Origin of the sequence: uncultured Schumannella sp. (genome assembly GCF_905479755.1) — a bacterium.
In the GTDB taxonomy this organism is placed as follows: domain Bacteria; phylum Actinomycetota; class Actinomycetes; order Actinomycetales; family Microbacteriaceae; genus DCRR01.
Window position 1 is genome coordinate 25,066 of sequence record NZ_CAJQNT010000003.1, and the last position, 12,901, is coordinate 37,966.

Below are 12,901 nucleotides of genomic sequence, written 5' to 3' on the forward strand. Positions count from 1 at the left end.
CGAGTGGCAGGATTGCCACAGTTCATCGATTTCCCGCCAGGAGGCGTCGTGTTGAAAAAAGTGGTCCTGCTCGCGATTCCCGGCGTCGCGCCGTTCGAGTTCGGCGTCATCTGCGAGGTGTTCGGGATCGACCGCAGCGACAGCGGCGCCCCCCGGTTCGAGTTCGCCATCGCGACCGCCGAACCGGGCCCGGTGCGCACGAGTCTCGGCTTCGACATGATCGTCACGCAGGATCTGTCGGTCGCCGCCGAGGCCGACCTGGTCGCCGTCACCGCCCAGGCCATCGGGCCGATCGACGAGCGCTACCTCGAGGCCATCCGCGCCGCCGAGGCGCGCGGCGCCTGGGTGCTGAGCGTCTGCAGCGGCGCGTTCGTGCTCGCCCAGGCGGGCATCCTCGACGGTCGCCGTTCGACGACGCACTGGATGTACTCGGATCGCCTGGAGCGCGAGTACCCCGAGACCGCCGTCGACGCCGACGTGCTCTACGTCGACGACCGCAAGGTGGTCACCGGGGCGGGGACGGCGGCGGGCATCGACGCGGCGCTCCACGTGGTGCGGGTCGAGCACGGCGTCGCCGCGACGAACGTGATCGCGCGGCGCATGGTGGTGCCGCCGCAGCGCGACGGCGGGCAGGCACAGTTCATCCCCAGCCCGGTCGCCGCGGTCAAAGACGACTCGCTCGCCGGCATCCTCGAATGGATGCTCGGCCATCTCGACGAGGACCTCACGATCGAGCAGCTCGCGCGTCGCGCGCTCATGTCGACCCGGACCTTCGCAAGGCGCTTTCGGGCCGAAGTCGGTGAGACGCCGGCGGCCTGGCTCAACTCGCAGCGCATCCTGCGCGCCCGTCAACTGCTGGAGGAAAGCACCGAAGGCCTCGAGCAGATCGCGCAGCTCGTCGGCTTCGGCACCGCGGCGGTGATGCGCCACCACTTCCTCAAGACGCTGCAGACGACGCCGACCGGCTACCGCCGGGCCTTCGGCGAGCGCGACAGCGCGTGACCGGTAGCGCCGCGCTCAGGACGCGACGATGAGAGTCCCGCCGCCCGAGACGGCGAGGCTCGACTCGTCGTCCAGGTACGCGCTCGACCCGGCGGCGAGCGTGTGGTCGCCGAGTCGGATCTCGCCGTCGAGCGCGAGCGCGATCGCCGGGCCGGCAAGCGGGAGCGTCACGCCACGGTGCAGCGCGGCGTCATTCACCACCGTGAGGCGGAAGTCCGGCACGTCGGGTCGATAGACGCGCACGCCGGGTTCGGGCTCCTCGGGCGCGAGATACGGCGCGGGCAGCGGCCGGAAGTCGAGCACGCTGAGCAGTTCCGGCACGTCGACGTGCTTGGGGGTGAGGCCCCCGCGCAGCACGTTGTCGCTCGCCGCCATCAGCTCGATGCCGAGGCCCTCGAGATAGGCGTGGATGTTGCCCGCTGGAAGGTAGAGCACCTCGCCGGGCGTCAGCACCACGGTGTGCAGCAGCAGGGAGATCACGATGCCCGGGTCGCCCGGGTAGTGCCCGGCGAGGCCGCGCACGGTGTGCCACGACGGCCCCTCGCACACCGCGGACGCCTCGACGACGGCCGCGATCAGCTCGTCGACGCCCTCGCCTCGCGAAATCAGCCACTCGAAAGCACCGCGCAACGCCGCGTCGTCCGGGAGTCGCTCCAACAGCGCGGCGATGCGCGCATCGTGGGCGACCGGAGCAAGCACCGAGCGGGTCTCGGCGACGGGACGGAATCCGCTCAGTGCTCGGAACTCCCCCGAGAGCGCGAAGATCAGCTCGGGCTTGTGGTGAACGTCTTTGTAGTTGCGGAACGGGGCGTCGAGGGGGACCCCCGCAGCGTTCTCCCGTTCGAATCCGGCTCGAGCCTGGTCGGGTGTCGGATGCGCCTGGAGCGAGAGCGGAGCCCCCGCCGCGAGCACCTTCAGCAGGAACGGCAGCGGCCGTGCCACCACGTCGGGCAGCGTGCGGTCCTCGCCGACGAGGCGCGCGGGCGATCCGGGGTGGGTTCCCAACCAGAGCTCGGCCTCCGGGCCTCCGCTCGGTGTGCGCCCCAGAAGCTCCGCGATCGCGGTGTGAGAGCCCCAGGCGTAGTCGCGCGGGGTGTTGGTGATTTCGACGAACACGGACTCTCCTTGGCAGGGTGGCGTTGCACCAAAGTACCAATCACCTTGGGTGCACCGGGGCGCGCGCGTAGGCTCCGGATGTTCGACGACGACATCGCGGAGGCCACCATGACGTTCACCCCCCTGCTCAGCGACTTCTACGGGTTCGAGGCCCAGCTGACCGAGCCGGAGAAGGAGGCGCTCGCCGGGCTTCGCGCCTGGCTCGAGGCGGACGTCGCGCCGGTCGTCGACGAGCACTGGGAGCGCGCCGAGTTCCCGCGCCATCTGCTCCCCGCCTTCCACGCCCAGCCGGTGTTCGGCATGCAGTGGGACGAGACGACGTCCTTCGACAACTCGGCCCTGTACCGCGGCTGGACCGCGCTCGAGATGTCCCGAGTGGATGCCTCGATCTCGACCTACGTGGGCGTGCAGAACGGCCTTGCGATGGGCTCGATCGGCGTCGCCGGCAGCGCCGAGCAGCGCGCCGAATGGCTGCCGAAGCTCGCTCGCGGCGAGGTGATCGGGGCGTTCGGGTTGACCGAGCCGCTCTCCGGATCCGACTCGGCGCGGGGCCTTCGCACGACGGCGACGCGCGAGGGCGACGAGTGGGTGCTGAACGGCGCGAAGCGCTGGATCGGCAACGCCACCTTCAGTGACATCACCGTGATCTGGGCGAAGGACACCGCCGACGGGCAGGTGAAAGGCTTCATCGTGCCGACCTCCACTCCCGGCTACGTCGCCACCAAGATCGAGAACAAGATCGCGCTGCGCATGGTGCAGAACGCCGACATCACCCTCACCGACGTCCGCGTCCCGGAGGAGCTGCGACTGCAGAACGCGAACTCGTTTCGCGACACCGCGGCCGTGCTGCGGCTCACCCGGGCCGAGGTGGCCTGGGCGGCCGTCGGAGTCTCGGTCGGCGCGTTCGAGGCGGCGCTGCGCTACGCGACCGAGCGTGAGCAGTTCGGCAAGCCGATCGCCAGCCACCAGCTCATCCAGCAGCACCTGGCGAACATGATGGGCAACATCACCGCCTCGATCGCGATGTGCACGCGCGTCTCGCTCATGCTCGACGAGGGCACCCAGAAAGACGAGCACGCGGCGCTCGCGAAGGCCTTCGCCACCACGCGGATGCGCGAGACGGTCGCGTGGGCCCGCGAGTCGATGGGCGGCAACGGCATCGTGCTCGGCTACGGGGCCGCGCGCCACTTCGCCGACGCCGAAGCGCTGTACAGCTACGAGGGCACGAAGGAGATGAACTCCCTCATCGTGGGTCGCGCCCTGACCGGTGTCGCCGCGTTCGTGTAGTGCGCCGCCGCGACGGAGTTCGCTAGCCTGGGCACCCGTCGCCTCCCAGGACGACGGCGACAACTCGAGGAGCCCCCCATGACGCAGACGCCATCCAAATTCGGCGAGCGCGACGTCCAAACCGTCACCAAGACGGGTCAGTCCGTGGTGCCCACGATCGACGGCGTCAAGACGCGGTCGACCACGAACCACGTCGATCACCGCGGCAGCGTGTTCGAAATCTTCGAAGGCGAGAACGACTTCTTCGAGACCCCGCTCGTCTACGCGTACCAGTTCTCCGTACGTCCGCACCTCATGAAGGGGTGGGGCGTCCACGACCACAAGCTGGACCGTTACACGATCATCTCCGGCGAGATCGTGCTGTTCCTCTGGGATGCCCGCCCCGAGTCGCCCACCCGAGACATCGTCCAGCGCGTCGTGATGTCAGACCGCGCGGTTCGCCAGGTGATCATCCCGACCGGCGTCTGGCACATCTCAGTCAACCTCGGCGACGAAGAGGCGCGACTGATCAACTTCCCCACCGACGTGTACCACCACGAAGCGCCGGATCGTCGGCTGCTCGCATGGGACCACCCGGATGTCCCCATCCGCATCGCCGACCATCTCCCGAAGTTTTGACGCCGCGCGCACCGACTCGCTCGCCGCGGCCTCGAATCGCCGCACTCATCCCCACGCTCGGAGCCGACGTGGCGCGGCTACGGCGCTCGATCGAGGCGGTGCGCGCCCAACGCGATAACGTCGAGCTCGAGGTCGTCTGCGTCGTGAATCGCGCCGGGCCCCTCTCTGCCGAACTAGCAGGACTCGAGGAACTCGACACCCGCGTGGTGTCGGCCGGGCTGAATCTGGGATGGGCGGGCGGCCTGGCCTTCGCGCGAAGCCTCGTCGACGCCGACCTTCTCTGGCTCGTGCAGGACGATATGGTCCCGGCTCTCACCTGCCTTGCAGAGCTGCGACGCGCGCTCGACGACGATGATGGCCTCGCGGTCGTATCCCCGCTCGTCGTCACCGCCGACGGGATGGTGCCACCTCATTCGTGCGGCGCGTCGATCGACGACTTCGGTGCGCTGTCCGCGCTCATCCCGGCCGAGGCGACCGCCGTGGGCGAGATCCACCCGCAGACGTGGGGCGACTACGTCCCCTCGCGCGGCATGCTGATCCGTCGGCAGGACTGGGACGCCGTGGGGGGAATGGATCCTCGCTACTACCCCGTCCTCTGGGCCGATGTCGACCTGTGTGCCGCCCTGAACGCGCGCGGACGGCGCTTCGCGATTGCGACAAGAGCCGAATGCCAGCACCAGATCAACGGCTCGCTTCCGAGCGGGCTCGGACCGATCCTGCACGCGCGCAATCGCGAGCTGTTCCTGGCCAAGTGGCGGGCTTCGGCGGCCGCACTCGCCGTCGCCGACCTGCTTCGTCCCAGCTCGGTGATCGACCTCGACGGCGTCGTCGACGCACGGTTGGAGCGCCAGCTTCTCGGCGTCGTGGCGCAGAGCGCCGGCGACGCCCTGCTCCACGTGAGCCGCCACCTCATGGCAGAGGTCCGCGCGGAGCGCACGCGCGCTAACCGGGCCGAACAGGATGCGGTCGAGCTTCGAGCCACGTGGTCGTGGCGGCTCACCGCGCCGTTGCGCGCGCTCGCGCGCTTGGGCGCGCGAGATCGCCGTTAACCTGAGACCATGCACGAGTCGCGCCTGCGTCACCTCCACCGCGCCTTCGCGACGCTGCTGATCTTCACCCTCGCGGCGGGCGACTTCTGGCGCTACCTCATCGGATGGTGGGGATGGGGAGCACTCGTGCTCGCGCTCCTCGTCACGTCACTCGCGCTCGTGGTCCGGGCCCGCTTCGCCCGAAGCTGGCTGCCTCCCACTCTCGTGGCGTTCCTGGTGCTCGCCGCGCTCTCGATCGCATGGTCGGCATACCCGGCGGCGAGCGCGCTCGGGGTCGCCGCGACCGTCGCGACCACGGTCGCGGGCGCCTTCCTCGCTCTCGGCATGGCCTGGCGCGATTTCGTCGACTCGCTCGCGAGCGCACTCCGGTGGGTGCTCGGGATGTCGCTCGCGTTCGAGTTGTTCGTCTCGAGCGTCATCCGAGCGCCCGTGCTGCCCTTCTGGGTCGACTACTCCGAGCTGGCGACGATCCCGCGCGCGTTCTACTGGTCACGCGACCTTCTCTTCGAGGGCGGTCGCATCCAGGGCATCGTCGGAAACGCCAACTTGCTGGGGATGATCGCCCTGCTGTCGCTCGCCGTCTCCCTCGTCGTCGGCGCCACGACCCGTCACCGCCTGGCCTGGAACGCGATCTGGGCTGCAGTCGCCGTCATCACGCTGGCCCTCACGCGTTCCTCGACGGTGCTCGCTTCGGCCATCGGAGTCGTGCTTCTGCTCACCCTCGTGCTCCTGGTGCGCCGCGCCCGCGGGCGTGCGCGGGTGATGATCCAGGCGGGCGGGGCGCTCGCGCTGCTCGGGTTCGGAGCCGCCGTCCTGGCGGCCCGGGAGCCGATCCTTAAACTGTTGAGCAAGAGCACCGACCTCACCAATCGCGGAGACATCTGGGGCGCCGTCCTCGCGCTGATCGAGCAACGCCCGATCGCGGGGTGGGGCTGGATCAGCTACTGGGCCCCGTGGGTCGCGCCGTTCGATGATCTGGCGGTCGTACGGGGCGTCACCTATCTCCAGGCCCACAACGCGTGGCTCGACGTGACGCTCCAACTCGGTGTGATCGGATTGGTGAGCTTCGCCGCATTCGTCGCCGGGACGTTCCTGCGGGTCTGGCTTACGGCGATCGATCCGAGCAACGCACCGACGCGGGCACTGCTTCCCCTCGCTCTCCTCGTCGCCCTCCTGGTGCAGAGCCTGGCCGAAAGCCGGTTGTTGGTCGAGCTCGGCTGGGCCCTGCTCGTTGCGCTCTCGCTGCACTCCGCTGGCGCCTCGCAGGCACCGCGCACACCACTGAGGGCGGAGCCAGGCAGATGACCGCGCCACGGTGGTCATCCGTCGTCGCGATAGCCGCCCATGCGCGCGTTCGTGACGCGCTCACGATATGCATCTTCGTGCTCGCGCTCGCCGCACCGACACTCGTTGCGATGCTCGGCGAGCCCGGTGCCACCGCCGCGCTCGTCACGCTGTGCGTCCTGGCGAGCGCCTCGCTGGTCGGGCTGCGCTCCGAGATCGAGTGGCGCGGCATCCTGCCCGTGTCGCTACTGGCCTTCTTCGGCTGGGCGGCGCTGAGCGTCATCTGGAGCGAGTATCGCGCGGCATCGGCGACGGGGCTCGCCCACACCTTCGCCTACGCGTTTCTCGGCGCCTATGTCGCGCTCTCGCGCGACCTCATCCAGCTGGTGCGCTCGCTCGGCGATGCGCTGCGAGGTGTCCTCGTCGCCTCGCTGGCGCTGGAGGTGCTCAGCGGCGTGCTGCTGGACACGCCGTTCCCGTGGCTGGGAATCGAGGGGGCCCTCGCCGTGGGTGGGCCGATCCAAGGGGTCGCCGGGTCGCGCAACCTTCTGGCGTTCATCGCAGGACTTGCCGTGCTGACGTTCCTCATCGAGCTGCGCACCCAGTCCGTGACGCGACTGACCGGGGCGCTGTCGCTGTGCCTCGCGGTCGCTACCGTCGCTTTTTCGCGCTCTCCGGTGACCTTCGCCGCGCTGCTCGGAGTCGCGGCCGCGGGGCTGGTGCTGTGGGGAATGCGCCGGCTGTCGCGAACCGCGCGGCGAGCGCTGCAGCCCGTGATCCTCGGCGTCGCGCTCTTCGCGATCACCGTAGCGTACCTCGCGCGCGGCTGGGTCCTGACGGCCTTGGATGCGACCGCCGACGTCACCTATCGGGTCTCGCTCTGGCGTGAGATCGCCGAGCTGGTGCGGCAGCATCCGGTCGAAGGCTGGGGTTGGGTCGGCGAGTGGCCCGCGCGGGTCTTCCCGTACTCGACGACCGTCGACACCAACGGCGCCGTCGCGACGTCCGCCCTCAACGGCTACCTCGACGCGTGGGTGCAGGTCGGGCTCGTGGGGCTCAGTCTTCTGATCCTCGCGCTTGGCCTCGGTTTCGTCCGAGCCTGGCTCGTGGCGTCGGAGACTCGCAGCCCGGTCAACGCCTGGCCCGCGCTCGCGCTCGCGCTGATCATCGTCACGGGTCTCGCCGAGAGCTATCTCGTCACCGAGAGCGGTCTGGTGCTCTGGGTCGCGGCCTGCATGGCGGCGGCACGCAAGCGCTCGTGGCGCGGGCGACTGCGCGATGTCGCAGGCGAGCCCGATCCGGTTCCGCGCTAGTCTGTGGAGATGCTGTGGGAGACCGCGCTCTCGCGCACGCAGCCTGGAGACCTATGACCTGCTCAGAGCACGCGCCCCGCGGGCGCGCCCTGGTCGCCGGAGGCCTCGGCTTCATCGGCGCCCACGTGGCCCGAGCCCTCCTCGCGGGCGGGTGGGCCGTCCATGTCGTCGACAACCTCATCACCGGCGACGAGCATGCACTCAGCGACCTCGCGAACGAGCCCCGCCTCACCGTCACGATCGCCGACGCAACCGAGCCCGTCGCGGCCCCCGATCCTTACTCGCTCGTGGTGCACCTCGCCTCACCGGCGTCACCGGTGCACTACCTGCGGCATCCCATCGCAACGCTGCACGCGGGAAGTCGAGTGACCGAGAACCTGCTCGAACTCGCGAGACGGGACGGCGCGCGCTTCATCCTCTCGTCGACCTCCGAGGTGTACGGCGACCCGCTCGTTCACCCGCAGAGTGAGACCTACTGGGGCAACGTCAATCCGATCGGCCCGCGCAGCGTCTACGACGAGGCCAAGCGCTACGCCGAAGCGCTGACGGCGGCCTACCGTCGCGAGTTCGGGACCGATTCGATCATCCTGCGGCTGTTCAACACCTACGGCCCCGGCATGTCGGTCGACGACGGCCGCGCTGTCCCGGCCTTCGTCGCGGCGGCGCTGAGCTCACGGCCTCTCGTCCTGCATGGGGATGGCAGCCAGACACGGTCGTTCTGCTACATCGATGACACGGTCGCAGCGATCGTGGCCGCCGCGGGAAGCACCCACGAGGGACCGATCAATGTCGGGAACGACGACGAGATCCCGTTGATCGAGATGGCGCGACTCGTCGTCGAACTGACCGCCAGCGACTCGCCGATTATCGCGGCGCCGCGGCCGATCGACGACCCTGAGCGCCGCAAGCCGGACCTCACGCGGGCGCGCGAGCACCTGGGGTGGCAGCCGAGGACCTCGTTGCGCGACGGCCTCGCGCGCACGATCGAGTGGTACGCCGCGCTCCGCGGCTCACCTGAAGCGTGACTCGAGGCTCGCCAGCCGCGCGTTGAGCGCCTCGCGATCGATGACGCGACCGCGCGTCTGTTCGAGCGCGTCGGTAACGGCGCGCAACTCGACCCGGAGCTCGGAGACCGCTGTTTCCAGTTCCGCCACGCGCGCATCGGCCTGGCCAGCGCGGGAGCCGGGGCCGCGTGACAACAGCCGACGCGCCTTCGATCGCGCCCGCTGGACCAGACTCGCTGCGCGCGCGGGCTGCGGTGGAGGCTCCGGAAGCATGTTGTCGTCCCTCTGTCTGTTCCAGGCCGCATAGGCGCGGTCCTCGAGTTCGCTGATCGCGTGAAGCACCTCGGCGAGTTTGGCCGGCGCGTCCGCGGCGACGGGCTCGGGGCCGCGTTCGAGTAGCGCGGCCTCGAACTCGTCGAGCAGGAGCCCGAGCGTGAGATCGTCCGCGACCAGCTCGCGGGCCGCCTCCGACATGCGGTCGAGGTCGTACCGCCCATCCAGCACCCCGCGCATCGCCTCAGCGAGCGCGTCGGTGTCGCGCGCGACCTTGATCGCGTGCACACCGTCGACGAAACGCTCCGCCACTCCGGCGGTCGCCGTCATGATCGGCACGCACCCCCGAGAAGCCGCCTCCAGCGGCGCTACCCCGAACGGCTCGCGTTCATGGGTGGGGAACAGGAACACGTCCGCCGTGGCGAACTCGTCCAGCACCTCGTGCCGCTCGCGCGGGCCGTGGAACGTGACGGCCTCGCGGGCCTCGGCCGTGGTGAGCCGCTCGCGGAACGGCTCCGGGTCGCCGCCGCCGAAGATCTCCACTCGAAAGGCGCCGGGATGCGTCGCCGCGACCGCGACGGCCGCGTCGACGATCAGCCCGATGCCCTTGTGCTCGGCAATGGCGCTGGCGACGATGAACCGCGTCACACCGTCTCGCACCGCTCGGGGCCGTGACGGCGCGGGCGACGCGATCCAGCCCGGGACGATGCGAACGTCGCGGAGGGCGCGGCTCATGCGCCGCTCGATCTCGTCGACGACGTTGCGACTCATCGCGACGTAGCGGCCCCGGTCGAACGCATCTCCGGACTCCGCGCCGTAGAGAGCCAGGATCTCCGTGCCGACGCCGTCGACCAGAGGGACCGGCGCCGCGTCGCCGAGGAACCAGACCCACGGCACGTCCCGGCGGCGCAGCACCTCGAGCACCGCCAGGCCCCCGAGCCCGATCAGGTTGGCCAACAGGACCCGATCCGGCTCGAAGTCGTCGATCTCGCGCGCGAGCGCGTGGGCGTTCGCCGCGTGGCTCACGACGGACTCGATGTGACGCGACTCCTCGGCGCCGCGCAGGTCGACCGCGGCGTAGGCGCGCCGCGCGAAGACGCGTCGCACCGGGTAGGGGCGATCATCCAGCACCGGTGCGTGCGAGGTGAGCACACGGACCTCGTGTCCCCGCTCGTGGAGCCCATCCGCGAGATCCTGGCACAGCAGCTCGTACCCGCCGATGACATCTGGCGGGAACAGGTTCGAGATGACCAGGACGCGCATTGCGCTAGAAGGAGGCTCTCAGCGCCTCGATGGCCCCGCCCGTGTCGCCGTCGTAGACGAGCTTGCCGTGCGAGAGCACCACCGCGCGGTCGCACAACGACTCGACCTGGTCCGCGCTGTGGCTCACGAACACGATCGTGCGCCCGTCGCGCTGGAACTCGGCGATCTTGTCCATGCACTTCTTTTGGAACTGCTCGTCGCCGACCGCGAGAACCTCGTCGACGAGAAGGATGTCGGGGTCGACATGCACTGCGATCGCGAACGCGAGTCGCACATACATGCCCGAGGAGTAGAACTTGACCTGGCTGTCGATGAACTCGCTGATCTCGGAGAACTCGACGATCTCGTCGAACTTCGCCTCGGTCTCGTCACGGGAGAGGCCCAGGATCGCGGCATTCAAGAAGACGTTCTCGCGGCCGGTGAGATCGGGATGGAATCCAGCGCCGAGCTCCAGCAGCGCCGCGACCCGCCCGCGGCGCAGCACCTGCCCGGAACTCGGACGGATGATGCCTCCGATGACCTTCAGCAGCGTGCTCTTGCCCGAGCCGTTCGCCCCGAGAAGCCCGATCGTCGTGCCCGACACGATCTCGAAGCCGACGTGGTCCAGCGCCCAGAAGTCCGCCTTGTGCTGGCTCGAGCGCCGGAAGTTGACGATGCGCTCCTTGAGCGACTTCTCCTTGCGGATGACGAAGCGCTTCGAGACATCGTCGACGGCGATGACAACGGGGGCGTCAGTGACGGTGGTCATCTCAGATCTCCTGCGCGAAGTTGCCCTGCAGCCGGCTGAATACACGCTGTCCGACCAGGAACAGCACCAGTCCGATCAGGAACGTGATGGCGAGCCGCAGGTCGAGGTCGGCGGGCCAGGGCTGGGCTGGCACCGTGGTGACCGCATCGAGCACGCGCGACTCGGAACCGGCCTTCCAGATGCCGCGCTGGAAGGCGAGCATGGCCGTCGAGATCGGGTTGAGTAGGTAGACGTCGGTCAGCCAGGTCAAGCCGGTGCGCTGCGCCGCATCGACAACAAACGACCACGAGTACACGATCGGCGAAGCCCAGAAGAAGATCAGCATGCCGACCTCGACGAGGTACTGCACGTCGCGGAGATACACGTTGAGCGCCGAGAGCAGGATCGCCAGCGAGACGCCGTAGACGAGGACGATCGCGATGGCGACCGGAACATACAGAAGGTTCCACGACAACGGGAACTGGCCCAGGAGCAGAACCGCCGCGACCAGGATGCCCAGCTGGATCAGAAAGGTGACGACCGCGGAGCCGCTGGCCGCGAGCGGGAAGATCTCGCGCGGGAGGTACACCTTCTTGATGAGCCCGGCGTTCGAGACGATCGAGCTCGTTCCCCCGACGATGATCTCGTTGTAGAGCCCCCAGAGCGTCAGACCCGCGAAGACGAAGATCGCGAAGTCCGGGATCAGTCGGGCCGCGCCGAGGAACTGGCCGATCGCCACGAAGTAGATCATCAGGAGCGTGATCGGGCGGATCAGCGTCCACAGGAAGCCGAGGCTGCTGTCCTTGAACCGCGCCTTCAGCTCGCGCCGCACCAGCAGCACGAGCAGCTCGCGCTGCCCTACCACATCGGCGAGCGAGCGGAAGAACCCGCGGAAGAACCCACCGGAGTGCGAGGCGACGACGTCGAAGGGCGTCGCAGCGAGGCGCTCGGCCCGCGCTCGCGCCGCCTCAGCGCTCAACGTCAACTCGTGTCGCCGGTCCGTACTGCATGCCCTTCAGCCGCTCCAGGGACTCCTCGATCAGGATGCGGTTCGTCCGCTGCAGATCCGCGAGCACTCCGAGCGCGAGCGCGAGCAGAGCTCCGACGAGCAGCGCGACCCCGAGGATCAGGGACTGCAGGTGCTGCCCCGCGTTCTCGCTGAAGAACCAGATCAGGATCAGGTAGCGGACGAACGGAATCATGGCGCCGACGAGCATCAAGCTTCCGATTGCGGCGAAGAAGCCGAACGGCTTGAACATGATGTAGCTGCGCAGAATCGCCTCCGCCGACTTCATCACGTGCTGCCCCATCGACGAGAACAGCCTCGACTCGCGGGTCTTCGGGTTGGTGTCGATCGGGACGCTGGCGATCTTGAGGCGCTTGTTGCCGGCCTGAATGATCGTCTCCATGCAGTAGCTGAACTGGGTGACGACGTTGAGGCGCAGCAGCGAGGCCTTCGAATACGCGCGGAACCCGCTCGCCGCATCCGGAAGGTCGGTGCTCGCGGCGACGTTGACGACCTGGCTGCCGAGCTTTTGCAGGATCTTCTTGAACCAGGAGAAGTGGGCGATCGTCGCGGTCTGACGATCGCCGATCACGATGTCGGCCTCGCCCGCGACGATCGGCGCGACCAGATCCGGAATCCGCTCCTGCGGGTACTGGTTGTCACCGTCGGTGTTCACCACGATGTCGGCGCCGTGCTCCAACGCGTAGTTCACACCGTCTCGGAACGACCGCGCGAGACCCATGTTGCGCACGTGGTGCACGAAGTGGGTGACTCCGAGCGAGGTCGCCACCTCGATGGTCTTATCGGTCGAGCCGTCGTCGATCACGAGGATATGGATCTCATCGATGCCCGGGATCTCCTTGGGCATCGTGGCGAGAACGGCAGGGAGAGTGGTCTCCTCGTTCAAGCACGGGATCTGAATGAACAGCTTCATGTCTCTCCTGGCTTCAGCACGATGG

General features: G+C 68.8%; 11 protein-coding genes and 1 pseudogene. 7 read left to right on the forward strand and 5 right to left on the reverse strand.

Translation table 11 applies throughout. The features are described 5' to 3' along the window. The first annotated feature begins 48 nt into the window (after window positions 1-48). Window positions 49-1,002, forward strand: coding sequence for a helix-turn-helix domain-containing protein (locus QZ258_RS00295; RefSeq protein ID WP_294177954.1), 954 nt, complete (start codon window positions 49-51; stop codon window positions 1,000-1,002). A gap of 15 nt (window positions 1,003-1,017) precedes the next feature. On the opposite strand, the gene manA is transcribed toward QZ258_RS00295, so the two are convergent. Continuing rightward, on the reverse strand, window positions 1,018-2,118 hold the full coding sequence (manA, locus tag QZ258_RS00300) for a mannose-6-phosphate isomerase, class I (protein ID WP_294177956.1): 1,101 nt from the start codon (window positions 2,116-2,118) through the stop codon (window positions 1,018-1,020). 108 nt (window positions 2,119-2,226) lie between these two features. On the opposite strand from manA, the gene QZ258_RS00305 reads away from it, so the two are divergent. The 6 genes from QZ258_RS00305 (at window position 2,227) to QZ258_RS00330 (ending at window position 8,694) form a co-directional block, all read left to right on the forward strand. Next, window positions 2,227-3,405, forward strand: coding sequence for an acyl-CoA dehydrogenase family protein (locus tag QZ258_RS00305; protein WP_294178291.1), 1,179 nt, complete (start codon window positions 2,227-2,229; stop codon window positions 3,403-3,405). Between the two features lie 78 nt (window positions 3,406-3,483). After that, window positions 3,484-4,023, forward strand: a complete 540-nt coding sequence (locus tag QZ258_RS00310; RefSeq protein WP_294177958.1) for a dTDP-4-dehydrorhamnose 3,5-epimerase family protein — start codon at window positions 3,484-3,486, stop codon at window positions 4,021-4,023. Further along, window positions 3,969-5,072, forward strand: a complete 1,104-nt coding sequence (locus QZ258_RS00315; protein WP_294177960.1) for a glycosyltransferase family 2 protein — start codon at window positions 3,969-3,971, stop codon at window positions 5,070-5,072. Before QZ258_RS00310 ends, QZ258_RS00315 begins: the two co-directional genes overlap by 55 nt. A gap of 9 nt (window positions 5,073-5,081) precedes the next feature. Continuing rightward, window positions 5,082-6,377, forward strand: coding sequence for an O-antigen ligase (locus QZ258_RS00320; protein WP_294177962.1), 1,296 nt, complete (start codon window positions 5,082-5,084; stop codon window positions 6,375-6,377). Continuing rightward, complete coding sequence (locus tag QZ258_RS00325; protein WP_294177964.1) at window positions 6,374-7,669, forward strand: O-antigen ligase family protein; 1,296 nt, start codon at window positions 6,374-6,376, stop codon at window positions 7,667-7,669. The genes QZ258_RS00320 and QZ258_RS00325 overlap by 4 nt, the downstream gene beginning before the upstream one ends. Window positions 7,670-7,722: 53 nt before the next feature. Next, entirely contained in the window at window positions 7,723-8,694 is a 972-nt protein-coding gene (locus tag QZ258_RS00330) for an NAD-dependent epimerase/dehydratase family protein (protein ID WP_294177967.1), read from the forward strand. Here QZ258_RS00330 and QZ258_RS00335 read toward each other — a convergent pair. The 4 genes and pseudogenes from QZ258_RS00335 to QZ258_RS00350 form a co-directional block, all read right to left on the reverse strand. Then, on the reverse strand, window positions 8,680-10,209 hold the full coding sequence (locus QZ258_RS00335; protein ID WP_294177969.1) for a glycosyltransferase: 1,530 nt from the start codon (window positions 10,207-10,209) through the stop codon (window positions 8,680-8,682). The two genes, QZ258_RS00330 and QZ258_RS00335, sit on opposite strands and share 15 nt — an antisense overlap. Window positions 10,210-10,252: 43 nt before the next feature. Then, a pseudogene (locus tag QZ258_RS00340) lies at window positions 10,253-10,957 on the reverse strand (ABC transporter ATP-binding protein); the annotation flags it as partial. 1 nt (window position 10,958) lies between these two features. Next, complete coding sequence (locus QZ258_RS00345; RefSeq protein ID WP_294177972.1) at window positions 10,959-11,915, reverse strand: ABC transporter permease; 957 nt, start codon at window positions 11,913-11,915, stop codon at window positions 10,959-10,961. Then, a complete protein-coding gene (locus QZ258_RS00350) occupies window positions 11,905-12,876 on the reverse strand; it encodes a glycosyltransferase family 2 protein (RefSeq protein WP_294177974.1) in 972 nt (323 codons plus the stop codon). Before QZ258_RS00350 ends, QZ258_RS00345 begins: the two co-directional genes overlap by 11 nt. Window positions 12,877-12,901: the final 25 nt, after the last annotated feature.

Coding starts and splice junctions, on each gene's coding strand:
- QZ258_RS00305 (WP_294178291.1), top strand. CDS start 2,227: ATGACGTTCACCCCCCTGCTCAGCGACTTCTACGGGTTCGAGGCCCAG.
- QZ258_RS00310 (WP_294177958.1), top strand. CDS start 3,484: ATGACGCAGACGCCATCCAAATTCGGCGAGCGCGACGTCCAAACCGTC.
- QZ258_RS00315 (WP_294177960.1), top strand. CDS start 3,969: ATGGGACCACCCGGATGTCCCCATCCGCATCGCCGACCATCTCCCGAA.
- QZ258_RS00320 (WP_294177962.1), top strand. CDS start 5,082: ATGCACGAGTCGCGCCTGCGTCACCTCCACCGCGCCTTCGCGACGCTG.
- QZ258_RS00325 (WP_294177964.1), top strand. CDS start 6,374: ATGACCGCGCCACGGTGGTCATCCGTCGTCGCGATAGCCGCCCATGCG.
- QZ258_RS00330 (WP_294177967.1), top strand. CDS start 7,723: ATGACCTGCTCAGAGCACGCGCCCCGCGGGCGCGCCCTGGTCGCCGGA.
- QZ258_RS00335 (WP_294177969.1), bottom strand. CDS start 10,209: ATGCGCGTCCTGGTCATCTCGAACCTGTTCCCGCCAGATGTCATCGGC.
- QZ258_RS00350 (WP_294177974.1), bottom strand. CDS start 12,876: ATGAAGCTGTTCATTCAGATCCCGTGCTTGAACGAGGAGACCACTCTC.